Origin of the sequence: Tabrizicola sp., from assembly GCF_036781545.1 — a bacterium.
Taxonomy (GTDB): domain Bacteria; phylum Pseudomonadota; class Alphaproteobacteria; order Rhodobacterales; family Rhodobacteraceae; genus Tabrizicola.
The window spans coordinates 94,632-116,821 of sequence record NZ_DAIQAT010000001.1; the positions used below are offsets into that span (position 1 = coordinate 94,632).

Sequence of the window (22,190 nt, forward strand, 5' to 3'; positions counted from 1 at the left end):
CAGACCCGTGGCGATCCCTGCGTCACCCCCGCACCCGTGCCAGGACCTGGCTCAGCGCCATCCGCAAGGCCTCGGCCCCACCCGCCGTATCGAAGACGCGGAACATCTGCTCGTTCAGCCCGCCGCGTGTCGAATGCTCCTCCCGCAAGGCGGCAAAGCTCTTCGGGCTGGCTTCGGCCACGGTGCCGAGATTGGCGAAGAGCCCGGCCAGATAGCTGCGGGCCGCCGCTTCGGGCAGGCCCTGTTCCTCCAGCCAGCCCTGCGCCACCTCCAGCAGGCCGAAATAGCTGCCCATCAGGGCAGAGCCCACCGCCAGCAGGTCGAACTCCGCAATCGTCCGGCATTCGACCGCCTGGCCCAGCCGGTCGAACAGCGCCGCGACCTCGGGGTCTGGCGGAAAGATCGGCGTCACGCAACGCCGTTGCGCCACGAAGGGCAAGGGAACCGCGCGGGTGACGGGCACATCCAGCCCGACCCAGTCGCGGATCGTCTCGACTTGCGTCGCAGCCACCAGGCTCAGCACCTTCTGCCCGGGCCGGACGCGCAGGGCGCGGACGACCTCCTCGGCAACCTGCGGGCGGATCGTCAGCACCACCATGTCGCACTGGTCGACCACGGCCTGGTTGCTTGCCGCCACCGTCACGCCGGGGAAACGCCGGGCCAGGTCCGCCGCGACCGCCGCCCCGCGCGGGGACAGGACCACGCCGCCGCCCAGCCCCTCGACCATCGCCGCCGCCATCGTGCCCGTCCCGATGAATCCCAGCCGCATGTGGCCCCCTTTCGTCTGTCCTCGCGGCACAGCGTCGTGGAAAGGATGCGGGGCTTCAATCCCGAAAGGCGCTCCGGGTCCGATAAGGCCGCCCGACGCCCGCGTGTCACCATCGGGAAAGCGTTAAGCTTTCCTGAACGCCCGAGCGCAACCCGTTGAAATCGCTGTATCCGAATCCCTGCCCGCGCGCGGGCAGCTCAGGCCGCCGCCTCTGCCGCAGGCCGCCGGATCGCCGCCGCGGCCTCCAGCACCAGGGGCCGGAACCCCGCCCCGCCCGCGTCCAGAAGCGCGAACAGCTCCCGCCGCATCCGCGGGTCCCAGAAGTCGTTGATATGCGAGGCGAGCATCGCCACCCCCTCGGCATGGGGCTTCGATTCCATGAACTGCGCGATCTGGTTCGCCATCCGCGTGATCTTTTCAGCCGACATGGGCCCCCTCCGTCATCAAACGATCCGTATGCGAGAAGACTTCGAACCTCTCGCCCTTCGCCAGCGCGACCAGCATGATCCCCGCCCGCTCGGCCAGTTCCACCGCCGCCACCGTGGGCGCCGAGACCGCGATGATCACCGGCGCGCCCAGCATGGCGACCTTCTGGACCATGTCGGTGGACACGCGAGAGGTGAGGACAACAGCTCCCTCCGGCCCGATACCCTGCCGGACCATCCCGCCGACCAGCTTGTCCAGCGCATTGTGCCGCCCCACGTCTTCCCGCGCCAGAAGCACCCGCCCGTTCCAGAACGCCGCGCCATGCACCGCCCGGGTCGCATCGTGCAGCCGCTGCTCGCCCGGCAGGGCCGCCACCGCCGCCAGCACCTGCGCCGGGGTCACCCGGAAGGCCGAAGGCGCCACCACCGGCACCTCGCGCAAAGCCTGGTCGATGCTGTCGATCCCGCACAACCCGCAGCCCACCGGCCCGGCCATCACCCGCCGCCGCGCCGCCAGACGCGCCTCGGCCTCGGGTTTCAGCCAGACCTGCACGTCACGGCCGCGGGGGATCTCCTCGACGTCGACCGAGAGGATATCCTCCGGCCCGGCGATCCCCTCGGTCAGCGCGAAGCCCAGCCCGAAATCCTCCAGATCCGCCGGGGTGGCCATCATCACCGCCTGCGTCGTCCCGTTGAACGACAGCGCGACCGCCACCTCCTCGGGCAGCACCCGCTGGCCGGGATGGGCCCCCGGCGCGACCGAGGGACCGAACACCAGCCGGGGCGTGGCGCGTGCTCCGGTCGGGGCGCCGTTCATTCCGCCGCCAGAATCCGGCGCGAAAGGGCGGCCTGGGCGTTGTATTCCTCCTGCCACTCGGACGGACCGTTGGAAGGAGCGACCTGCACCGCCGTCACCTTGTATTCCGGGCAGTTGGTCGCCCAGTCCGAGAAATCGGTGGTGATGACGTTGGCCTGCGTGTCCGGGTGGTGGAAGGTTGTGTAGACCACGCCGGGCGAAACCTTGTCGGTGATCGTCGCCCGCAGCGTCGTCTCGCCCGACCGGCTGGCCAGACGAACCCAGTCGCCCTCGCGCACGCCCCGGTTCTCGGCGTCGTGCGGGTTGATCTCCAGAAGATCCTGATCATGCCAGACAACGTTCTCGGTCCGCCGCGTCTGCGCACCGACGTTGTACTGCGACAGGATCCGCCCGGTGGTCAGCAGCAGCGGGAAGCGCGGCCCGGTCTTCTCGTCCGTCGCCACATATTCGGTGCGGATGAACTTGCCCTTGCCGCGCACGAAGCCGTCGATGTGCATCAGGGGCGTGCCTTCCGGCGCCTTGTCGTTGCAGGGCCACTGCACCGAACCCATGGTCTCGATCTTTTCATAGGTCACGCCCGCAAAGCTGGGCGTGGTCATGGCGATCTCTTCCATGATCTGGCTGGGATGCGTGTAGCCCCAATTGGCGCCCATCGCATTGGCGAACATCTGGGTCACTTCCCAGTCGGCATAGCCCTGTTTCGGCGCCATCACCTTGCGGACCATGTTGATCCGCCGCTCGGCGTTGGTGAAGGTGCCGTCCTTTTCCAGGAAGGACGAGCCGGGGAAGAACACATGTGCGTAGTTTGCCGTCTCGTTCAGGAACAGGTCGTGGACGATGACACATTCCATCGCCGCCAGCCCGGCCGCGACGTGGTGGGTGTCGGGGTCGGATTGCAGGATGTCCTCGCCCTGGCAGTAGAGGCCCTTGAAGCTGCCCTCGACCGCCGCGTCCAGCATGTTCGGGATGCGCAGGCCGGGTTCCGGGTCGATGGTCACACCCCAGGCCGCCTCATAGATCGCGCGGACTTCCGGGTTCTTCACATGACGGTAGCCCGGCAGCTCATGCGGGAAGGACCCCATGTCGCAGGAGCCCTGCACGTTGTTCTGGCCGCGCAGCGGGTTCACCCCCACGCCGCGCCGGCCGATGTTGCCGGTCAGCATGGCGAGGTTGGCAATGCCGATCACGGTGGTCGACCCCTGGCTGTGTTCCGTCACGCCCAGCCCGTAGTAGATCGCCGCATTGCCGCCGGTCGCGTAAAGCCGCGCCGCCTTGCGCAGCTCTTCGGGCGGGACACCCGTCACCATCTGCACCGCTTCGGGCGAGTGGTTGGGTTGGCTGATGAACTCGGCGTAATCCTGGAATTCATCCCAGTCGCAGCGGGTGCGGATGAAGTCTTCGTCGTAGAGCTTCTCGGTCACGATGACATGCGCCAGCGCCGAAACCACCGCCACGTTGGTGCCGGGCGTCAGCGCCAGGTGATGCGCCGCCTTGTAATGCGGCCCCTCCACCGTTTCCGTCCGGCGCGGGTCGACGACGATCAGCTTCGCACCCTTGCGCAGCCGCTTCTTCATCCGGCTGGCGAAGACCGGGTGGGCGGCGGACGGGTTGGCGCCGATCACCATGATCACGTCCGCATCCTCGACCGAATCGAAGTCCTGCGTCCCCGCCGAGGTGCCGAAGGTCTGGCCCAGACCATAGCCGGTGGGCGAATGGCAGACCCGGGCGCAAGTATCGGTGTTGTTGTTCATGAACACGGCGCGGGTCAGCTTCTGGACGAGGTAGGTCTCCTCGTTCGTGCAGCGGCTGGAGGTGATCACCCCCACCGAATTCCGCCCGTATTTCGCCTGGATGCCCTTCATCCGGTTGGCGGCGAATTCCATCGCCTCGGCCCAGCTGACCTCCTGCCAGGGATCGTCGATGCTGTCGCGGATCATCGGCTTCAGGATGCGCTCCTTGTGCGTGGCATAGCCATAGGCGAAGCGGCCCTTCACGCAGCTGTGGCCGCGGTTGGCCTTGCCGTGCTTGTAGGGCGTCATCCGCACCAGCTCGTCGCCGCGCATCTCGGCCTTGAAGCTGCAGCCCACGCCGCAATAGGCGCAGGTGGTGATGATGGAACGGTCGGGCGTCCCGATCTCGATCACCGACTTCTCGCTCAGCGTCGCCGTCGGGCAGGCCTGCACGCAGGCGCCGCAGCTGACGCAGTCCGAGGCCAGCGCATTGTCGGTCTTCGCCCCAAAGGACACGCGGCTGTCGAAGCCCCGGCCCTCGATGGTCAGCGCGAAGGTGCCCTGCACTTCCTCGCAAGCCCGGACGCAGCGCGAGCAGACGATGCATTTCGCCGGGTCATACGTGAAATAGGGGTTCGAATCGTCCTTCGGCAGCCATTGCAGGTTGGCCTCGCCGCTGGTGTCCCGGGCGCGGAAATGGGTGTCCACCGCATCATAGCGTACATCGCGCAGGCCCACGGCCCCCGCCATGTCCTGCAGCTCGCAATCGCCGTTCGCGGCGCAGGTCAGGCAGTCCAGCGGGTGGTCGGAGATATAAAGCTCCATCACCCCGCGGCGCAGCTGCTTCAGCTTGCCGGTCTGGGTATGGACCTTGATCCCCGGCGCGACCGGCGTGGTGCAGGAGGCAGGGGTGCCGTTCCGCCCCTCGATCTCGACCAGGCACAGCCGGCACGAGCCGAAGGCATCGACCGAATCGGTCGCGCAGAGCTTCGGCACCGAAATCCCGATCTCGTTCGCGGCCCGCATGATACTGGTGCCTTCGGGCACCGTCACTTCGAAGCCGTCGATCTCCAGCGTGACCATCGCCTTGGACTTCGCGGCAGGGGTGCCGAAATCGCGGTCGGGGATGATGAAGTCTTTCATTCGGCGGCCTCCTTCGCATGGACGAAGTCATCGGGGAAATGGGTGAGTGCGCTCAGCACCGGATATGGGGTGAAGCCACCGAGCGCGCAAAGCGACCCGGCCTTCATCGTGTTGCAAAGATCGGTGATCAGCGGAATCGCGCTGGTATCGCCGCGCGCCAGCCGGTCCAGCGTCTCGACCCCGCGGGTCGATCCGATCCGGCAGGGGGTGCATTTGCCGCAGCTTTCGATGGCGCAGAACTCCATCGCGAAACGGGCCATGGCCAGCATGTCCACCGTATCGTCGGCGATGGTCAGGCCGGCGTGGCCGATGAGGCCGTCCTTGCCCGCGAATTCCTCGTAGCCGAAGGGCGTGTCGAACAGCGACACCGGGAACCAGGCGCCCAGCGGCCCGCCGACCTGCACCGCCTTGACCGGGCGGCCCGTCGCCGTGCCGCCGCCGATCTCGTTGACGATCTGGCCCAGGGTCAGGCCGAAGGCGACCTCGTAGAGCCCGCCATGCTTCACGTTCCCGGCAATCTGCAGCGGGATCGTGCCGCGCGACCGGCCAAGGCCGAAGTCCTTGTAGTAGGCCGCGCCCCTGGCCATGATCACCGGCACCGAGGCCAGCGAGATGACGTTGTTCACCACGGTCGGACGGCCCAGGAAGCCCTGCAGGGCAGGCAGCGGCGGCTTGGCACGGACCACGCCGCGCTTGCCTTCCAGCGAGTTCAGAAGCGACGTCTCCTCGCCGCAGACATAGGCCCCGGCGCCGGTGCGGATTTCCATGTCGAAGACCGGGCCAAGGACGCCAGCCTCGCGCCCGATGCGGACGGCGGCTTCCATCACCCGGATCGCCACTGGGTATTCGCTGCGGATATAGACATAGCCCTTGGTCGCCCCGCAGGCCAGCCCGGCGATCGCCATGCCCTCGATCAGGGTGAAGGGGTCGCCCTCCATCAGCATCCGGTCGGCGAAGGTGGCACTGTCGCCCTCATCCGCGTTGCAGACGATGTATTTCTGCTCGCCCGGCGCTTCGGAAACTGTCTTCCACTTGATCCCCGTCGGGAAGCCCGCGCCGCCGCGGCCGCGCAGGCCCGACTCCGTCACCTCGGCGACGATCTCGGCCTTGGTCATGCCCTTCGCGCGCTCCAGCCCGGCAAGGCCGCCATGCGCGCGGTACTCTTCCAGCGACAGCGGGTCGATCACGCCGACGCGGGCGAAGGTCAGACGGGTCTGGCCCTTCATCCAGGGCAGTTCCTCGACCAGCCCCAGCGCCTTGGGATGCGCGAAGAGATCGCCGAAGAGGCCCGGCACGTCCGCCACCGTCATCGGCCCGAAGCCCAGACGGCCCTCGGATCCCACCACCTCGACCAGCGGCTCCAGCCAGATCATCCCGCGGCTGCCGTTGCGGACAACGTCCACCGTCACGCCGCGCCGTGCGCCCTCGGCCTGGATCGCGGAAACCAGCTTGTCGGCGCCAAGCGCCACCGCGGCGGAATCGAGAGGAACGTAGATCTTCATTGCGCCACCTCCGCGACGATCCCCTCGTCACAGCGACCGACCAGCCGCCCGTCCACCATCGCCGCCGGTCCGCAGGCGCACAGGCCCAGGCAGAACACCGGCTCCAGCGTCACGCGGCCATCGGCCGTCGTCTCGTGCCAGTCGATCCCCAGCGCCCGCTTGATCCGGTCCGCCACCGCATCCGCGCCCATGGTCTGGCAGGACTCGGCCCGGCACAGTTTCAGCACATGGCGCCCTGCCGGTTTCGCCCGGAAATCGTGGTAGAAGCTGATCACCCCATGCACTTCCGCCTTCGACAGCGTCAAGGCCGCCGCGATCTGCGGCACGGCACTGTCAGGGACATAGCCGAACGCCTCCTGAATCGCGTGCAGGATGGGCAGCAGGGGACCTTCAAGCCCGAGATGGGCTTCGAGGATTTCAGCAATCCGGTCGGATTGATCGGCAGAATCAAGCATTGCGGGCGGACCTGTGGCTGGCGTCTATACAGTCATAGGCAGATTGATAGCATTTTCAATACAGATGTGTCGTCAAACGATAGGCATAAACTATCGAAACAACCGGACCGCTTCATCGACCAACGCCTGCAGGACCGGGGTCTGCGGATCGCGCCGCGCGGCGATCAGGCCCACCGAATGCTCTGCCTCGGGCTCGACGATGGGAATCGAATGCAACCGCCCGTCGGCCACGAACATGTCGGCCAGCTTCTTCGGCACCACGGAAGCCCAGCGCCCGGTCAGCACATGCGCCATCAGCGCCATGGTCGAGTTCGACTCGATCATCGGCACCGCATCCACCCCCGCCTCGCCCAGATGCTGGTTGACGATCCGCCGGTTCTGCATGTCCGAGGTCAGAAGACACAGCGGTATCACCGAAAGGTCGTTCCAGCTGACCTGGCGCCGTCCCGCCAACTCCGACCCCGGCGCGATCAGCAGGCGATAGAACTCGGTATAAAGCGGCACCTGCGACACCCGGCCCAGCGGCTCGTTGTCCAGATAGGTGATCCCCGCCTCCAGATCCAAGGCCTCGATCCCGGTCAGGATCTCCACGCTGGTCCGCGACAGGATCGACACCCGCACGTTCGGATGCTTCTGGGTGAAGGGGCCGGTCAGGTCTGCCACCATCGGCAGGGCGGTGGGGATCACCCCGATCCGCAGATTGCCCGAGAGGCCCGTGCGCACCACCCGCATTTCGTCCTTCAGCGCACGGACGTCGCCGACGATGCCCAGCGCCCGGTCCAGCACCCGCTGGCCTTCGGGCGTCAGGCCCTGGAAGCGGCTGCCACGGAACACCAGCTGCACGCCCAGCTGGTCCTCCAGCTGCCGGATCGCCGACGACAGCGAGGGCTGCGTCACCCCGCAGGCCTCGGCCGCGCGGCCGAAATGCCGCTCCTTCGCCAGCGCGATGAACATTTCCAGCTTGTCGATCATCCCCGAACCCTGCCGCGCCGCGCCCTTGCCCGCAAGCCCCATAGGCCTTACCTCTGGCCCATGCGCCGCTTCATCCCCTTCCTGCCGAAACCCGCCCTCGTCCCGGTGATCCGCCTTTCGGGCACCATCGGCACCGGCACCCGGTCGCTGAACGACGAGGCGCTGGCCCCGCTTATCGACAAGGCGTTCAAGTCGAAGCCGGTGGCTGTGGCGCTCGCCATCAACTCGCCCGGAGGCTCGGCGGTGCAATCGTCCCTGATCGCCGCCCGCATCCGGCGTCTGGCAGACGAAAAGAACATCCCCGTCCATGCCTTCGTCGAGGATGTCGCGGCCTCGGGCGGCTACTGGCTGGCCTGCGCGGCGGATGAGATCTGGGTCGACCCCAGCAGCATCGTCGGCTCCATCGGCGTGATCTTCGCCAGCTTCGGCTTCCCCGAACTGATGGCCCGGCAAGGGGTCGAGCGTCGCGTGGTCACGGCGGGCCGGTCGAAAAGCTTTGCCGACCCGTTCCTGCCGCAGAAAGCCGAAGACATCGAACGCCTCAAGGCCTTGCAGACCCCGATCCACCAAGCCTTCATCGACCATGTCCGGCGCAGTCGGGGCATCCGGCTGAACGATACCGCCGACCTCTTCAACGCCGACATCTGGGTCGGGCAGCAATCGGTCGACCTTGGCCTGACCGACGGTGTCGCCCATATGGTGCCGAAGCTGAAGGACCTCTACGGTGAAAAGGTGAAGCTCCTCCCCCTCGGCCGCAAGCGCAGCCTGTTCCAGCGCCTTGGCCTCTCTTTCCTCGACGAAACCCTCGGCGCGGTCGAGGATCGGGCGCTCTGGGCGCGATACGGTCTCTAGATGCTGGTCAAGGTCATCATCGTCTTCCTCGGATTCATGGCGCTGATCGCCTTCATCGGCCGCGCGCTCTTTCCCTCCGCCCTCCCCCGCGTGCTGCGGAAACGTCCGGGGGCGCCGCGCTGCGGCAGATGCGGGCGCTACCTGATCGGGGAAAAGACCTGCAGCTGCGGGGGACGCGCGAAATGACGGCGCTGGTGACGGGCGGGGCCAGGCGGCTGGGCCGGGCGATGGCGCTGTATCTGGCGGGTCGGGGCCATGACGTGGCGATCCACTATGCCTCCTCGGCAGAAGAGGCCGAGGCCACGGTCGCCGAGATCCGCGCCCTGGGCCGCAAGGCGCAGGCCTTCCACGCCGACCTGTTGCAGGAAGCGCAAGTCCAGGCGCTGATCCCCGCCGCGACCGCCGCGCTCGGCCCGCTTGCCGTGCTGGTCAACAGCGCCTCGATCTTTGAGTATGACCGGATCGACACCTCTACCCGCCAGGGCTGGGACCGGCACATCGAATCGAACCTGCGCGCTCCTTACGTCCTGACCCAAGCCTTCGCGCGCCAGTGCCCCGCGGCCACCACGGACGAAAACGGCGAACCCCTCGCCCAGGGCCTGATCGTCAACATGATCGACCAGCGCATCCTGAAGCTGACGCCCGAATTCTCCACCTATACCATCGCCAAGATGGGCCTCTGGGCCCTGACGCAGACCGCCGCCCAGGGCCTTGCACCGAACATCCGCGTCAACGCCATCGGCCCGGGCCCAACCCTGAGGGGTTCCCGCCAGAGCGAAACCCACTTCGCCCGCCAGCGCGCCGCAACCGTTCTGGGCCGGGGCGCGAACCCGCAGGACATCACCGCCGCGCTGGGGTTCTTCCTCGACAGCCCGGGCGTCACAGGCCAGTTCGTCGCGGTGGATGGCGGCCAGCATCTGGGCTGGAAAACCCCCGACGTTCTGGGCGTGGAATAGGCTTTCCAAAGCAACCCCGCGTCAACTTGTCCACTTCTCACGCCGCCGTCACAAGATCGTCATGATTCACTTGAGATTTCAGGGATTTGCGTCGGCCAAGAAAATCTTTCCAGTAAAATCAATGACTTCCTAAATTGCCTAAAAAATAGGCAACTTCACGAACCGGGCCGAAAACAAGGGAAAATCCGCACTCCTGAAATCTTCTCCGCAGAGTTATCCCCAGATTCCGTGGACAGCTTTGCTCTTGCCACCGCCCCCCTTCGGTGGCAGCCCACCCAAGAATCGACAGACCGCAGACCATGCCCGAACTCACGGATCCAAAACCCCGCACCGGACATGAGGTGATCCAGGATTACCTCCGCACTCTCGACGGTTCGCCGGGGGTTTACCGGATGCTGAACGCGGCCTCCGAGGTGCTGTATGTCGGCAAGGCGCGCAACCTGAAGGCGCGCGTCACCAATTATGCCCGCCCGTCCGGCCACTCCGGTCGGATCGCCCGGATGATCCACGAAACCGCCTCGATGATGTTCCTGACCACGCGGACGGAACTTGAGGCGCTGCTGCTGGAACAGAACCTCATCAAGCAGCTGAAGCCGCGCTACAATGTGCTCCTGCGCGACGACAAGAGCTTCCCGAACATCCTGATCTCGGCCGAGCATCCCTATCCGCAGATCAAGAAGCACCGCGGCAAGAAGTCCGAGAAGGGCGCCTATTTCGGCCCCTTCGCCAGCGCGGGCGCGGTGAACCGCACGCTGAACCAGTTGCAGAAGGTCTTCCTCTTGCGGAACTGCTCGGACAGCATGTTTGAGTCCCGCACCCGCCCCTGCCTGCAATACCAGATCAAGCGCTGCTCCGCCCCCTGCGTCGGCAAGATCAGCGAAGAAGGCTATGCCGACCTCGTCGCCGACGCCGAGCGGTTCCTCGAAGGCAAGACCACCTCGGTCCAGGCCAACCTCGCCCGCGACATGGCGCAGGCCTCGGAAGCGATGGAGTTCGAACGCGCCGCCGCACTGCGCGACCGGATCAAGGCGCTGACCCAGATCCAGCAGAGCCAGGGCATCAACCCGCAAGGTGTGACCGAGGCCGATGTGGTCGCGCTTCACCTCGAACAGGGGCAGGCCTGCGTGCAGGTCTTCTTCATCCGCGCCAACCAAAGCTGGGGCAACCGCGACTTCTACCCCAAGACCGGGGCCGGGGCCGAAGCGCCCGAGATCATGGAGGCCTTCCTCACCCAGTTCTACGACGACAAGGAGCCGCCCCGCCTGATCCTGCTGTCCCACCCCGTCGACAACCCCGACCTGGTGGCCGAAGCGCTTGCGGTGCGGGCGGGCCGCAAGGTGGAGCTTGCCGTGCCCCAGCGCGGCGAGAAGGCCGAGCTTGTGGAAAACGCGGTGCGGAACGCCCGCGAAAGCCTCGCCCGCCGGATGGCCGAGTCGACCACCCAGAACAAGCTGCTGGCGGGCCTGGCCGAAGCCTTCGACCTCGACGCCCCGCCGCAGCGGATCGAGGTCTACGACAACTCCCATATCCAGGGCGCCCATGCCGTCGGGGGAATGATCGTCGCCGGGCCGGATGGCTTCCTGAAGTCGCAATACCGCAAGTTCAACATCAAATCCGAGGCCGGGGCGAACTCCGACGACTTTGGCATGATGAGGGAAGTCCTGACCCGCCGCTTCGAGCGTCTCCTCAAGGAAGACCCCGAGCGGAAGACCGAGATGTGGCCCGACCTCCTGCTGATCGACGGCGGCGCCGGGCAGGTCTCCGCCGTGGCCGGGATCATGGCCGAGCTTGGGGTGGACGACATCGCCATGGTCGGCGTGGCGAAAGGCATTGACCGCGACGCCGGGAAAGAGGAATTCCACCGCCCCGGCGAACGCCCCTTCGCCTTGCAACGGAACGACCCCGTACTCTACTTCATCCAGCGCCTGCGGGATGAGGCGCACCGCTGGGCCATCGGCGCCCACCGCGCCAAACGCGCGAAGGCGGTCAGCCTGACGCCGCTGGACGACATTCCCGGCATCGGCGCCACCCGCAAACGCGCGCTCCTGCAACATTTCGGCAGCGCCAAGGCGGTCGCCCGGGCCGGGGTGGCAGATTTGCAGGCGGTGGACGGGATTTCCGAGGCCATGGCCAAGACCATCGCGGATTACTTCTCGGCGAAAGGGTAGGTTTTCGCAGGGTGGGGGCCAACCGACCATCCGCGCGGGGAGAGCGGAGAAGGGGGGACAGCCCCCGATTCGCCCGGAGTGGTTAACACCAAAACCGCCAGACGCGCGTATGGACGGAATCCAGACGCGATCCATACGGTTTCCAGACGCATCGCGCCCCGCCAACCCGTTGACCTAACACACAGAACGCCCGGCCAGCGGCTATTTCACCACGAACCCATGCGCGAACGGGTCCCGGTCGTCGATGAAGATCGTGTTGATCCCCGTCTGCCGCGCCCAGCCGGCGATGGAGGGCACGATCGCCTCTCGCCCCGCCACCGTCGCGGACGCCTCGACCCGCCCCTTGAAGATCGAGCCGATGATGCTTTCGTGGTGGAACTCGTCCCCCACCGCCAGCTTCCCCTTCGCCGCCAGCTGCGCCATCCGGGCCGAGGTTCCGGTCCCGCAGGGGCTCCGGTCGATGGCTTTTTCCCCATAAAACACGGCGTTGCGGGCATGGGCGCCCGGAACCGTCGGCTTGCCGGTCCAAAGGATATGGCTCAACCCTTTGATCGCCGGATGCTCGGGATGCACGAATTCATACTTCGCATTCAGCGCCGCCCGCAGCTTCGGCGACCAGCCCACCAGCTCACCCGCCGTATGGTCCGCCATATCGCGGAAGGCCTTCTGCGGCTCGACGATGGCATAGAAGTTGCCGCCATAGGCCACGTCCACCACCACCTCGCCCAGACCCTCGACTTCTGCCGTAAGCCCTTCTGCATAAAGGAATCCCGGCACGTTGGTCAGCCGAACCTCCTCGACGAACCGGTCCTCCTGTATATACGAAACCTCGACCCGCCCGGCAGGAGCATCCACCGCCAGCCGCCCCGGCTCGCGCGGGGTGATGAGGCCATTTTCGATCCCCATGGTCACCGTCCCGATCAGGCCGTGGCCACACATCGGCAGGCAGCCGGAGGTCTCGATGAACAGCACGCCAACGTCGCAATCCTCGCGGGTCGGCGGGTAGAGGATGGAGCCGGACATCATGTCATGCCCCCTCGGCTCGAACATGAGGCCGGTCCGTATCCAGTCGTAATCCTTCAGGAAATGCGCCCGCCGCTCCAGCATGGTCGCCCCCTGCAGGCGCGGTCCGCCGCCCGAGACCAGCCGCACCGGGTTGCCGCAGGTGTGTCCGTCGAGGCAGGAGAATGTATATACGGCCATGTCAAAACCTTTGCGGCGAGAAAGGGGTCAGGTCCAGCGCGGGCGGCGCCCCGGTCAGAAGGTCGGCCACCAGCCGCGCCGTCCCCGCGCTTTGGGTCAGGCCGAGGTGGCCGTGGCCGAAGGCATGGATCACATTCGGCGTGGCTTTCGACCGGCCAATCGCGGGCAGGCTGTCGGGCAGCGAGGGACGGAAGCCCATCCATTGCGTGCCGCCTTCGGTCTTCAGGCCTGGCAGAAAAGCCTTCGCTTTCCGGAGCATGGCTTCGGACCTCTTGTAGTTCGGCGGCAGCGACAGGCCCCCAAGCTCCACCGCACCGCCCACCCGGATACCGGTCGACAGGCGCGAGACCACGAAGCCGTGGCCGCCGAACGTCACCTGACAGCGCAGGTCCAGCGCGTCGGGCGGCAGGGTGGTATTGTAGCCGCGCTCGGTTTCCAGCGGGATGCGTTCGCCCAACGTCGCCGCGATCCGGTGCGAGAACGCCCCGGCGGCCAGTACGACCTTGTCGGCGGCCAAGGGCTCACCTTTGGTGCGTATATACACGCCACTCTCCCGCGGCTCCAGCCCCGTCACCTCGGCGCGCCGGATCGTCCCGCCCTGGGCCTGGAATCGCTCCGCCAGTGCCAGCACATAGTTCTTTGGATCGGCGATGGAATACCAGCCGGGGGTGAAGGTGCCATGGGTGAAGCGGGGCGAGAGACCCGGTTGCACCCCTGCCATCTCGGCCGCCGTCATATGGCGGAATTCGATCCCATGTGCCTCCCGGGCCTGCCAGCCCGGAAGCGACGCCTGTAACTCGGCCTCGCCCTCATAGACCTGAAGGTTGCCGTCCTTGCGCAGCATCGGAAGCGTGCCGGTCACGGCGAGAAACGGCTCTAACTCGGCCCGGGACAGGTCCATCAGCGCCGTCTGGGCCGTGGTAGAGGCCGCGACGGCGCGGGGCGAACAAGCGCGCCAGAAGCGGTAGAGCCAGGGCGCGATCTGCAGCGCATAGGCGGGCGGAATGGTCAGCGGGCCCAGCGGGTCCAGCAGCCATTTCGGCGCCTTGCGCAGGATACCGGGCGAGGCCAGTGGCAGGATGTCGGTGAAGGCGAAAGCCCCGGCATTCCCCGCCGAGGCCCCTGCCGCGGGACCTTCGCGGTCCACCACCGTGACGGAAAGCCCCCGCGCCTGCGCCATCAGGGCGGCAGACAGCCCGATGACCCCGGCGCCGATGACGGTGACCCGCGTCATATCAGGCGGCGTATTTCCGTGCCTCCGGCTGCTTCGCCCAATCCGCATACCAGGCGTCGAACATGCGAAGCTGCGCCTCGATGAAGCCCTTCTGGCTGGCCGACAGCGCATCGCCTTCGTTGAAGTGATGGGTGTAGGCTGTCTCGCCCCGCACGACCATCATATGCTTGAAGAACAAGACCAGATCCGGCCCGGCGTCGACTTCCGACAGAACCTGCATCGCCTGGTCCAGCTCATAAGCCAGCCGCCGCGCCTCGGCGTCACCCTTCTGCGCGGCGCGGCAGAGCGAGACCAGATGCAGCACCTCACGCGGGAGGATGTTGCCGATCCCGGTGATCGCGCCATCGGCGTTGCAGTTGACATAGCCGTGGTAGACCGCCGTATCGACGCCGATCATCAGCTTCAGGTCCGCGCCGGCCCCGGTGATCGCCTCGGCGGCATAGGACAGGTCGGCATAGCCGCCGAATTCCTTGAAGCCGACCAGATTCGGGTGCTCGGCCCTGATCTGGAAGAACAGGTCGGCCTTGGTGGAATAGCCGTAATAGGGACTGTTGTAGATCACCGCAGGCAGCTTCGGCGCGGCGGACAGCACCGCCTTGAAATGCGCCCGCTGCGCCGCGACCACCGTGCCGCGCGACAGAAGGCGGGGGATCACCATCAGCCCATGCGCGCCCACCTTCTGGGCATGCGCGGCGATGGCGGCGGCAGTGGCGGTGTTCACCGCGCCGGTGCCGACGACCACCTTGATCCCGGCTTTCACCAGCCGCTCCACGCCTTCCATGCGCTGTTCGGTGGTCAAAAGCGGCCAGTCGCCCATCGACCCGCAGTAAACCACGGCGGACATGCCGAGGCCGACGAGCTGCTTCGCCTTGGCGACCAGCGTGTCGAAGTCCGGGCTGCGGTCTGCCTTGCAAGGGGTCATCAGGGCCGGGATCGTTCCCGAGAAGATGTCCGACGTCATGATTGCAATCCTCCTATGGCGGCCGAATCCGCATCCTCGGCACAGGATATAGATTGCATTTTATTTGTCGACAAGATTTTTGCCCATGGTTTCAATGCGCAAGACCAGAAGTTGGTTCAGAGCTCGATATCCTGCCGCAGGTCGCGGGCCATCATGTCCTGGATCTGCCGGACGATCTTGTCGGCGTGATCCTTCGCCAGCCGGTCGCATGTATCTACATCCCGCGCCGCCACGGCCGCGATGATCGCCTCGTGCTCCTGTATATACGGATGCGGCAGGCGCGCCTCGAAGGTGGGGTAGTAATACAGCCGCATGATGCGCCGCCCTTCGTCCAGGAGGCGCGAGAAGAGTTGCAGGTAATAGGGGTTCCGCCCGGCTTCGGCGATGGCGACATGGAAGTCGCGGTTCAACTGGATCATCCCCGCCGTATCCCCAGCGAGGACCACCTTGGCGAAAGCCTCCTGCCGGGCGCGAATTTCGGCAAGGTCCGCCGCATCGTGGAACTGCGCCGCCAGCCTTGTGGTCACGCGATACATCAGCGTCAGGGCGTCGAAGAAATGATGCAGATTGGGAAAGTCGATCTGCGAGACCACGGTGGAGCGGTTCGGCAAGAGCGTCACCAGCCCATCGCCCGCCAGCCGCACCAGTGCCTCGCGGATCGGGGTGCGCGACATGCTCAGCCGGTCCGCCAGGCCGATTTCGTCAATCGGTTCACCGGGTTGCAGCACCAGGTTCAGGATCTCGTCCCGCAAGGTGTCATAGACGAAGCGCGCGCCAGTGCCGCGCTTGCGTTCACCTGCTTCCTCTATATCGGACATGCTTCCCCCTGTATATACGGGCTTCGCCCGCCTAGGGGTCAACGCCACCCAGCCGACAGATGATCTCCCATTCCTCGGCGCTGACCGGCTGCACCGACAGGCGAGAGTTGTTGACCAGCACCATCTTCTCGAGCCCCGGCGTGACCTTGCACTCCTCCAGGCCGATCACCCGCTTCAGGGGCTTCACCGCCTTGATCCAGACGCAGTCCCAGCGCGGGTCGTCGGTGGTGCTGTCGGGGCTGCTTTCCCGGCAGACCTCGACGATCCCGACCACTTCCTTGCCGATGTTCGAATGGTAGAAGAACCCCCGGTCCCCGATCTTCATCGCCCGCATGTTGTTGCGCGCCTGATAGTTGCGCACGCCGTGCCATTCCTCGCCCTCATCGCCCTTGGCGACCTGGTGGTCCCAGCCCCAGACATCGGGCTCCGACTTGAAAAGCCAATGGTTCATCCGATCACCCGCTTCCATTCCTGGATCATCACCGACTGGAACAGCCCGGCCTTCGCGTAGGGGTCATCCGCCGCCCAGGCCTCAGCCTCCGTCTTCGAGCCGACGCCCAACACCAGAAGGCTGCCGCACATCTGGCCCGCCGCATCGATGAAGGGACCCGCCTGCTCCACCACGCCGGTCTCCTGTATATACGCGAGATGCGCGGCCCGGTTTTCTACCCGTGTTTGCAGGGCGTTGGGTTTGTCGAGGCAGATCAAGGCGTAACGCATGGTCATTCCTGTTTCAGGGGCCGGCTCATCAGCAGCCCGATGGCATCATTCAACGCGATCCGGCCAAGGGCAAGCGCATTGACCATCGCCGTCACCGGCATGTCGATTCCCTTTCCCTCGGCCAGCCTGACGACGGCTCGGGCGGTGGCCACGCCCTCGACCGTGACCCTGGGGTCGAAAGCCTCGCCCTTGCCCAGGGCGCAGCCAAAGCGGAAGTTGCGCGACTGGGTGGAGGTGCAGGTGAGCACGAGATCGCCAAAGCCGGAGAGGCCCGACAAGGTTTCGGCCCTTGCGCCCAGAGCTTCCGCCAGCCGCACCATCTCGGCATAGCCGCGCGTCATCAGTGCCGCCCGGGCGCTGTCGCCAAGTCCCGCGCCGATCACCGTGCCGGCGGCGATGGCGATGACGTTCTTCAGCGCGCCGCCAAGCTCTGCGCCGATCACGTCATCGGTCCGGTAAAGCCGCAGCGTGGGGGTGGAGAGCAGCTCCTGCAAGGCCTCGCCCTCGCCCGTGGTGGCCAGCGTCAGCGCCGTCGGCAGACCGTGCGCGATATCCGCCGCGAAGCTGGGTCCGGTCAGGATCGCCGCCGGCGCCCCCGGGCGACGCGTCTCGATCACCGCGACCGGCCCGCGCAGGGTGGTCAGATCCACGCCCTTGCAGCAGGCGACCAGCGGCTGCCGTTCGTCTATCTCGGGCCAGGCGTCCAGCGCAGCACCCAGGGCCTGCATCGGCATCGCCAGAAGCAGCGCCTCTCCAGTGCAGATTTCCCCGATTTCAGCATGAACAGAGACGTTTTCCGGCAGCTCCACCCCCGGCAGCGCGTGGTCGTTCCGCCTTGTCTCGTGCATCAGCCGCACCTGATCCGGGTCGCGCGCCCAGAGCCTTACCTCGCGCCCGCCCTTCGCCAGAGCCACCGCCAAAGCCGTTCCGAACGCCCCCGCTCCCGCGATCCCGATCATGCCTTGGCCCCCTTCTTGCCCGACCCGAGCAAGGCCGGAGCTCGGTCATCCAGCGGCCAGCGCGGCCGGGCGATGAAATTGGTCGTGTGCGACAGACCAGCGCGCAACCGCTCGATTCCCGCCCAGGCGATCATTGCCGCGTTGTCGGTGCAAAGCCGCAGCGGGGGAGCGAGGAAGGGCACACCGGCACGGGCTGAAACCGTCTCTAACATGGCCCGAATCGTGCTATTCGCGGCCACACCCCCCGCCACCGCAAGGGCAGTGGGCCGCTCGCCCGCCATTTCCATCGCGCGCGATGTTTTCTTTGCCAGCACCTCCGCCACCGCCGCCTGGAACCCTGCACAGAGGTCGCGACGATCCTGCACCGTGATCCCGCCCTTCTCTGCCACCAGCGCATCCCGCGCCCGGAGGAGCGCGGTCTTCAGGCCGGAGAAGGACATGTCGCATCCCTCGCGGTCCAGCAGGGGCCGGGGAAACCGGAACCGCCCGGCATCGCCCAAAGCCGCCTCGGCCTCGACCGAAGGCCCCCCCGGCTGCGGCAGGCCCAGCAGCTTCGCCGTCTTGTCGAACGCCTCACCCGGCGCATCGTCGATGGTTCCGCCAAGGCGGGTAAAGCGGTCCACCCCCTGAACCAGCAGGAACTGGCAGTGCCCGCCAGAGACCAGCAACATCAGGTAGGGAAAGGCAATTCCGTCCGTCAGCCGCGGCGTCAGGGCATGACCGGCAAGGTGGTTCACCGGCACCAGCGGCAGGCCCTTCGCCGCCGCCAGCCCCCGCGCCAGCATCACGCCCGACAACACCCCGCCGATCAGCCCCGGCCCCGCCGTCACGGCAATCCCGTCGATCTGGTCCAGCGAGACCCCGGCCACCGTCAGCGCCTCTTCCACCACCCCGTCCAGCCGCTCGGCATGGGCGCGGGCCGCGATCTCGGGCACCACGCCACCAAAGGCCTCGTGCAGCGCGGTCTGGCCCAGCACCTGCGACGACAGGATCTCCGCTCCCCCCGCACCCGCGCGCACCACCGCCGCCGCCGTATCGTCGCAGCTCGATTCGATGCCGAGAAGGGTCAGGGTCCGGTCCATGGCCGCCGTTGCACGATGGGTCATCGGCAGGTAACACCTTGCTCATGGTGAAACAATCCGCAGCGGTCATTCCCGTCCTCGTGACCCGCCCCCGGGCCGAGGGCGAGGCCTTCGCCGCCGCGCTGAACGATCGCTTCGGTGCAAGGCTGCGGCCCCTCGTCGCCCCCCTGATCGCCCCGCGCTTCCTGAGCCCGTCGATCCCGGCCCGCGACTATGCCGCCATCGTCTTCACCTCGGCCCGCGCGGTCGAGGGCGCCCGTCGATTGGGCGTTCATCTGCCCAGCCTCGCCTGGTGCGTCGGACACAAGACCGCCAAGGTCGCCGCCGCCGCCGGATTCCAGGCAAAGTCGGCTGACGGGGATGCCGAAACCCTGGCGAAAGCCATCGGCAACGACCCACCAGATGGCAGGATTCTGTATTTACGTGGTGTAGATACACATGGTAATCTACTGGAATTGCTTGAATCTTTCGGTATCAATACGGATGTTGCAATAGTATATACCCAGGAGGCACAGCCCATAGCCCCCGAGGCGCTGGCGCTGCTCCGCTCGCCCGGTCCGGTCCTCATTCCGCTCTTTTCCCCGCGCAGCGCAGCGCTTTTCCGTGCCGCCCTGCCGCCGGACACCCGCGCCGAGCTTCACATTGCGGCGATGAGCAACACCGTCGCCGAGGCGCTAGGCGATCTTCCTCGCGCGGCGCTTGTCACGGCGCGCCATCCCGATGCAGGGGCAATGCTCGATGCCGTCGAAAGCTTGCTTGCCGACCTGCCTGCGCCTTGAACCCTTGGCGGGCCAGTGCTTAGGTTAGGGTCAGGGACGGAAAGGGCCGCAGCATGACCAGACGCAAGGACCCTCAGCCGGAAAGCTTTTCGCCTGAGACCCCCGAGACCGTTACGCCCGAGCCCCTCACGGCCGACCCCGTCCAGGCGGTCCCTTTCGTGGCCGAGGTCCCGCCCGAACCCGTGGCCGCGCCCGAACTGCCGCCCGAACCGGCTTTACCATCCGCGCCCCGCCGCGCCGGTATCCTTGGCCCGCTGCTTGGCGGGGCGCTTGCGGCCATCGGCGGCTTTGCCCTGTCGCATTTCAATGTGCTTGGCCTTGCCGCTGATTCGGCCAACCTCGCGACGTTGACCGCACAGCTGGATGAGGCAACGAAACAGCTGGGCGCCGCGGACCAGAAACTCTCCGCCGACCTTTCAGCGTTGACCGAACGGATCACCGCGCTGGAGTCAGCACCGGCCCCGGCGGCACCGGACCTCTCGCGCCTCGATGCCCTTGACCAGCGCCTTGCCGCGATCGAGGCGATCCCGGCCGATGGCAGCGCCTCGACCGCCGCACTGACCGCAAAGGTCACCGAGCTGGAACAGCGCGTCGCCAGCCTGCCCGCCCAAGGCTCCGATCCGGCCCTGCAACAGAAGCTGGATGACGCCCTCGCACGGTTGAGCGCGGCAGAAGCCGATGCCACCACCCGCGCCAGCGAAGCCGAAGCGGCAGCCCAGGCCGCAGCCCGCTCAAAGGCGCTCGACACCCTGGCTGCCGCCGTTGCGACCGGCCAGCCCTTCACCGATGAACTTCAGGGCGCGAACGATTCCACGCTGACACAGGCCCTGTCCCCTCTCGCGGAAACCGGCTCTCCTACGCTGGCGCAGCTCCAGTCCGCCTTTCCAGAGGCCGCTCGCGCGGCCCTGCGTGCCGCCCGTGACCTTAGCACCGAGGGCGGCTGGGGCGATCGCATGGTCGATTTCCTGGCCGCGCAGACCGGCGCCCGGCCCCTGACCCCGTTGGAGGGCAACACGCCCGACGCCGTGCTGTCCCGCGCCGAATTCGCCCTGTCGGAAGGTCGCGTCGCCGATGCGCTGGCCGAGCTTGACCCGCTCGATCCCGCCGTGAAAGCCCCGCTCGGCCCCTGGATTGCCCAGGCGAAAGCCCATCTGGCGGCCAATGCGGCCCTGCAAGCCGCACGGGGGGAATGATGCTCTGGTCGCTGACAAAGGTCATTCTCTTCGTCGTCGTCATCGGCGCGCTGGCCCTCGGTGCCGGGCTGCTCTCGGAATCGGGCGAGGCGATGCGAATCGTGGTCGCGGGGTGGGAGTTCACCATCGGCCCGGTCCAGGCCGTCGTCCTAGGCGTCGTCCTGTTCCTCGCCATCTGGCTGGCATTGAAGATCCTGGGCTTGCTCGCCGCCACCTTCCGCTTCCTGAACGGGGATGAGACCGCGATCTCGCGCTATTTCGACCGCAATCGCGAACGCAAGGGCTACCGCGCGCTGTCCGAAGGGATGATGGCGCTGGCTTCCGGCGAACCCCGGCTGGCCCTGACCCGCGCGCAGAATGCCGAGCGGTTGCTGGGCAAGCCCGAGCTCACCACGCTCCTCGTCGCCCAGGCCGCCGAGGCCGCGGGGGACCGCAAGCGCGCGACCGAGGCCTACAAGACCCTGCTTAAGGACGACGCCACCCGTTTCGTCGGCGTGCGCGGCCTGCTCCAGCAGAAACTGGCCGAGGGCGACCGCGAGGTCGCGCTGAAGCTGGCAGAGAAAGCCTTCGAGTTGCGGCCCCGGCATGCAGAGACGCAGGACATCCTGTTGCAGCTGCAATCCGACGCGGGCGACTGGTCAGGCGCGCGGACCACTCTGGGCGCAAAGCTCAAGGCCGGGACCCTGCCGAAGGACGTCTACCGCCGCCGCGACGCCGTGCTGGCGCTGCAACAGGCGCGCACGGTCATCGAAGACGATGCCAGCATCGAAACGCGCGAGGCGGCGATCGAGGCGAACCGGCTGTCGCCCGACCTGATCCCGGCAGCGGCGATGGCTGCGCGCGGCTATCTGGCGAAGGGGGACCCCAAGAACGCGACCCGTGTGCTGAAGAAGGCCTGGGAGGTCCTGCCCCACCCCGACCTCGCCGCCGCCTTCGCCGAGATCGAGCCTGACGAGACGCCGCAGGACCGCCTGAAGCGCTTCCGCATCCTGACCAATGCCCGGCCCGACAGTGACGAATCGAAGATGCTCCTCGCGGAACTCCTTGTCGCGGCGGAAGATTTTCCCGCCGCCCGCCGCGCTCTCGGCGATGTCGCCACCCGCGCGCCGACGCAACGCTCGCTGGCCATACTTGCCGCCATCGCGCGGGGCGAGGGGGCTGAGGATTCCATCGTGCGCGATATTGTCGCGCGCGCCATCGCGGCGCCGCGTGGCCCGCAATGGGTTTGCGACAAGTGCCACGCGATCCACGATGGCTGGCAGCCGGTCTGCGAGAACTGCGGCAGCTTCGACACCCTGTCCTGGAAGACGCCCCCCGCCACCAGCAGCTCGCCCGCCCTGGCCGAGCTTTTGCCACTGATGGAAGCCCGCCCCGAACCGGAGCCCGCCCCCCCGCCGCCAGAGGAGGAACCCCTCCCGCTAGACGAGATCGCCCGGCGCGCAAATTAGGGCT

The 22,190-nt window shown here is 67.0% G+C and carries 22 protein-coding genes; 7 read left to right on the forward strand and 15 right to left on the reverse strand.

Annotated elements, in window-relative coordinates; translation table 11 throughout:
• Positions 1–22 precede the first annotated feature (22 nt).
• The 7 genes from V7Q39_RS00450 to V7Q39_RS00480 form a co-directional block, all read right to left on the reverse strand.
• Positions 23–769: a pyrroline-5-carboxylate reductase gene (locus V7Q39_RS00450; RefSeq protein ID WP_333814230.1), complete on the reverse strand. Its 747-nt coding sequence runs from the start codon at positions 767–769 to the stop codon at positions 23–25.
• A gap of 197 nt (positions 770–966) precedes the next feature.
• The gene (locus V7Q39_RS00455) at positions 967–1,197 is read right to left on the reverse strand and encodes a formate dehydrogenase subunit delta (protein WP_333814231.1); all 231 of its coding nucleotides are present in this window, start codon (positions 1,195–1,197) and stop codon (positions 967–969) included.
• Positions 1,187–2,011, reverse strand: a complete 825-nt coding sequence (gene fdhD / locus V7Q39_RS00460; protein WP_333814232.1) for a formate dehydrogenase accessory sulfurtransferase FdhD — start codon at positions 2,009–2,011, stop codon at positions 1,187–1,189. Before fdhD ends, V7Q39_RS00455 begins: the two co-directional genes overlap by 11 nt.
• The gene (gene fdhF, locus V7Q39_RS00465) at positions 2,008–4,884 is read right to left on the reverse strand and encodes a formate dehydrogenase subunit alpha (RefSeq protein WP_333814233.1); all 2,877 of its coding nucleotides are present in this window, start codon (positions 4,882–4,884) and stop codon (positions 2,008–2,010) included. Before fdhF ends, fdhD begins: the two co-directional genes overlap by 4 nt.
• Positions 4,881–6,386 (reverse strand): formate dehydrogenase beta subunit, encoded by a 1,506-nt coding sequence (locus V7Q39_RS00470; protein WP_333814234.1) that lies wholly within the window; start codon positions 6,384–6,386, stop codon positions 4,881–4,883. The genes fdhF and V7Q39_RS00470 overlap by 4 nt, the downstream gene beginning before the upstream one ends.
• Positions 6,383–6,841: a formate dehydrogenase subunit gamma gene (locus tag V7Q39_RS00475; protein ID WP_333814235.1), complete on the reverse strand. Its 459-nt coding sequence runs from the start codon at positions 6,839–6,841 to the stop codon at positions 6,383–6,385. The genes V7Q39_RS00470 and V7Q39_RS00475 overlap by 4 nt, the downstream gene beginning before the upstream one ends.
• A gap of 90 nt (positions 6,842–6,931) precedes the next feature.
• Positions 6,932–7,813 carry a LysR family transcriptional regulator gene (locus V7Q39_RS00480; RefSeq protein WP_333814285.1) on the reverse strand — a complete coding sequence of 294 codons (882 nt, stop codon included), beginning with the start codon at positions 7,811–7,813 and terminating at the stop codon, positions 6,932–6,934.
• A 60-nt stretch (positions 7,814–7,873) separates the two neighbouring features.
• Between V7Q39_RS00480 and V7Q39_RS00485 the strand changes: the two genes are divergently transcribed.
• From V7Q39_RS00485 to uvrC, 4 genes are all read left to right on the forward strand, one after another.
• A complete protein-coding gene (locus tag V7Q39_RS00485; RefSeq protein ID WP_333814236.1) occupies positions 7,874–8,665 on the forward strand; it encodes a S49 family peptidase in 792 nt (263 codons plus the stop codon).
• Positions 8,666–8,851, forward strand: a complete 186-nt coding sequence (locus V7Q39_RS00490; RefSeq protein WP_333814237.1) for a hypothetical protein — start codon at positions 8,666–8,668, stop codon at positions 8,849–8,851.
• Entirely contained in the window at positions 8,848–9,621 is a 774-nt protein-coding gene (locus V7Q39_RS00495; protein WP_333814238.1) for an SDR family oxidoreductase, read from the forward strand. The genes V7Q39_RS00490 and V7Q39_RS00495 overlap by 4 nt, the downstream gene beginning before the upstream one ends.
• 299 nt (positions 9,622–9,920) lie before the next feature.
• Complete coding sequence (gene uvrC, locus V7Q39_RS00500) at positions 9,921–11,789, forward strand: excinuclease ABC subunit UvrC (RefSeq protein ID WP_333814239.1); 1,869 nt, start codon at positions 9,921–9,923, stop codon at positions 11,787–11,789.
• Positions 11,790–11,990: 201 nt separating this feature from the next.
• On the opposite strand, the gene V7Q39_RS00505 is transcribed toward uvrC, so the two are convergent.
• The 8 genes from V7Q39_RS00505 to tsaD all read right to left on the reverse strand — a co-directional run bounded on the left by V7Q39_RS00505 (position 11,991) and on the right by tsaD (position 18,766).
• Positions 11,991–12,992, reverse strand: coding sequence for a 4-hydroxyproline epimerase (locus V7Q39_RS00505; RefSeq protein ID WP_333814240.1), 1,002 nt, complete (start codon positions 12,990–12,992; stop codon positions 11,991–11,993).
• 1 nt (position 12,993) lies between these two features.
• Entirely contained in the window at positions 12,994–14,226 is a 1,233-nt protein-coding gene (locus V7Q39_RS00510; RefSeq protein WP_333814241.1) for an NAD(P)/FAD-dependent oxidoreductase, read from the reverse strand.
• Position 14,227: 1 nt separating this feature from the next.
• Positions 14,228–15,187 carry a dihydrodipicolinate synthase family protein gene (locus V7Q39_RS00515; protein ID WP_333814242.1) on the reverse strand — a complete coding sequence of 320 codons (960 nt, stop codon included), beginning with the start codon at positions 15,185–15,187 and terminating at the stop codon, positions 14,228–14,230.
• 116 nt (positions 15,188–15,303) lie between these two features.
• A complete protein-coding gene (locus V7Q39_RS00520; RefSeq protein ID WP_333814243.1) occupies positions 15,304–16,005 on the reverse strand; it encodes a GntR family transcriptional regulator in 702 nt (233 codons plus the stop codon).
• 31 nt (positions 16,006–16,036) lie between these two features.
• On the reverse strand, positions 16,037–16,456 hold the full coding sequence (locus V7Q39_RS00525; RefSeq protein ID WP_333814244.1) for an EVE domain-containing protein: 420 nt from the start codon (positions 16,454–16,456) through the stop codon (positions 16,037–16,039).
• Positions 16,453–16,725, reverse strand: a complete 273-nt coding sequence (locus tag V7Q39_RS00530) for a YciI family protein (RefSeq protein ID WP_333814245.1) — start codon at positions 16,723–16,725, stop codon at positions 16,453–16,455. The genes V7Q39_RS00525 and V7Q39_RS00530 overlap by 4 nt, the downstream gene beginning before the upstream one ends.
• A gap of 2 nt (positions 16,726–16,727) precedes the next feature.
• The gene (locus V7Q39_RS00535) at positions 16,728–17,684 is read right to left on the reverse strand and encodes an NAD(P)H-dependent glycerol-3-phosphate dehydrogenase (RefSeq protein WP_333814246.1); all 957 of its coding nucleotides are present in this window, start codon (positions 17,682–17,684) and stop codon (positions 16,728–16,730) included.
• Positions 17,681–18,766, reverse strand: a complete 1,086-nt coding sequence (gene tsaD, locus V7Q39_RS00540) for a tRNA (adenosine(37)-N6)-threonylcarbamoyltransferase complex transferase subunit TsaD (protein WP_333814286.1) — start codon at positions 18,764–18,766, stop codon at positions 17,681–17,683. The genes V7Q39_RS00535 and tsaD overlap by 4 nt, the downstream gene beginning before the upstream one ends.
• Positions 18,767–18,810: 44 nt before the next feature.
• On the opposite strand from tsaD, the gene V7Q39_RS00545 reads away from it, so the two are divergent.
• Genes V7Q39_RS00545 through V7Q39_RS00555 form a run of 3 tightly spaced genes read left to right on the forward strand, consistent with a single transcriptional unit; the run spans position 18,811 to position 22,186 of the window.
• Positions 18,811–19,545 (forward strand): uroporphyrinogen-III synthase, encoded by a 735-nt coding sequence (locus V7Q39_RS00545; protein ID WP_333814247.1) that lies wholly within the window; start codon positions 18,811–18,813, stop codon positions 19,543–19,545.
• A gap of 53 nt (positions 19,546–19,598) precedes the next feature.
• A complete protein-coding gene (locus tag V7Q39_RS00550) occupies positions 19,599–20,738 on the forward strand; it encodes a COG4223 family protein (protein WP_333814248.1) in 1,140 nt (379 codons plus the stop codon).
• A complete protein-coding gene (locus tag V7Q39_RS00555; protein WP_333814249.1) occupies positions 20,738–22,186 on the forward strand; it encodes a heme biosynthesis protein HemY in 1,449 nt (482 codons plus the stop codon). Before V7Q39_RS00550 ends, V7Q39_RS00555 begins: the two co-directional genes overlap by 1 nt.
• Positions 22,187–22,190: the final 4 nt, after the last annotated feature.

Excerpts from the sequence above, each read along its gene's own strand:
- V7Q39_RS00450 (WP_333814230.1), bottom strand. The coding sequence starts at position 769 with ATGCGGCTGGGATTCATCGGGACGGGCACGATGGCGGCGGCGATGGTC.
- V7Q39_RS00455 (WP_333814231.1), bottom strand. The coding sequence starts at position 1,197 with ATGTCGGCTGAAAAGATCACGCGGATGGCGAACCAGATCGCGCAGTTC.
- fdhD (WP_333814232.1), bottom strand. The coding sequence starts at position 2,011 with ATGAACGGCGCCCCGACCGGAGCACGCGCCACGCCCCGGCTGGTGTTC.
- fdhF (WP_333814233.1), bottom strand. The coding sequence starts at position 4,884 with ATGAAAGACTTCATCATCCCCGACCGCGATTTCGGCACCCCTGCCGCG.
- V7Q39_RS00470 (WP_333814234.1), bottom strand. The coding sequence starts at position 6,386 with ATGAAGATCTACGTTCCTCTCGATTCCGCCGCGGTGGCGCTTGGCGCC.
- V7Q39_RS00475 (WP_333814235.1), bottom strand. The coding sequence starts at position 6,841 with ATGCTTGATTCTGCCGATCAATCCGACCGGATTGCTGAAATCCTCGAA.
- V7Q39_RS00480 (WP_333814285.1), bottom strand. The coding sequence starts at position 7,813 with ATGATCGACAAGCTGGAAATGTTCATCGCGCTGGCGAAGGAGCGGCAT.
- V7Q39_RS00485 (WP_333814236.1), top strand. The coding sequence starts at position 7,874 with ATGCGCCGCTTCATCCCCTTCCTGCCGAAACCCGCCCTCGTCCCGGTG.
- V7Q39_RS00490 (WP_333814237.1), top strand. The coding sequence starts at position 8,666 with ATGCTGGTCAAGGTCATCATCGTCTTCCTCGGATTCATGGCGCTGATC.
- V7Q39_RS00495 (WP_333814238.1), top strand. The coding sequence starts at position 8,848 with ATGACGGCGCTGGTGACGGGCGGGGCCAGGCGGCTGGGCCGGGCGATG.
- uvrC (WP_333814239.1), top strand. The coding sequence starts at position 9,921 with ATGCCCGAACTCACGGATCCAAAACCCCGCACCGGACATGAGGTGATC.
- V7Q39_RS00505 (WP_333814240.1), bottom strand. The coding sequence starts at position 12,992 with ATGGCCGTATATACATTCTCCTGCCTCGACGGACACACCTGCGGCAAC.
- V7Q39_RS00510 (WP_333814241.1), bottom strand. The coding sequence starts at position 14,226 with ATGACGCGGGTCACCGTCATCGGCGCCGGGGTCATCGGGCTGTCTGCC.
- V7Q39_RS00515 (WP_333814242.1), bottom strand. The coding sequence starts at position 15,187 with ATGACGTCGGACATCTTCTCGGGAACGATCCCGGCCCTGATGACCCCT.
- V7Q39_RS00520 (WP_333814243.1), bottom strand. The coding sequence starts at position 16,005 with ATGTCCGATATAGAGGAAGCAGGTGAACGCAAGCGCGGCACTGGCGCG.
- V7Q39_RS00525 (WP_333814244.1), bottom strand. The coding sequence starts at position 16,456 with ATGAACCATTGGCTTTTCAAGTCGGAGCCCGATGTCTGGGGCTGGGAC.
- V7Q39_RS00530 (WP_333814245.1), bottom strand. The coding sequence starts at position 16,725 with ATGCGTTACGCCTTGATCTGCCTCGACAAACCCAACGCCCTGCAAACA.
- V7Q39_RS00535 (WP_333814246.1), bottom strand. The coding sequence starts at position 17,684 with ATGATCGGGATCGCGGGAGCGGGGGCGTTCGGAACGGCTTTGGCGGTG.
- tsaD (WP_333814286.1), bottom strand. The coding sequence starts at position 18,766 with ATGGACCGGACCCTGACCCTTCTCGGCATCGAATCGAGCTGCGACGAT.
- V7Q39_RS00545 (WP_333814247.1), top strand. The coding sequence starts at position 18,811 with ATGGTGAAACAATCCGCAGCGGTCATTCCCGTCCTCGTGACCCGCCCC.
- V7Q39_RS00550 (WP_333814248.1), top strand. The coding sequence starts at position 19,599 with ATGACCAGACGCAAGGACCCTCAGCCGGAAAGCTTTTCGCCTGAGACC.
- V7Q39_RS00555 (WP_333814249.1), top strand. The coding sequence starts at position 20,738 with ATGCTCTGGTCGCTGACAAAGGTCATTCTCTTCGTCGTCGTCATCGGC.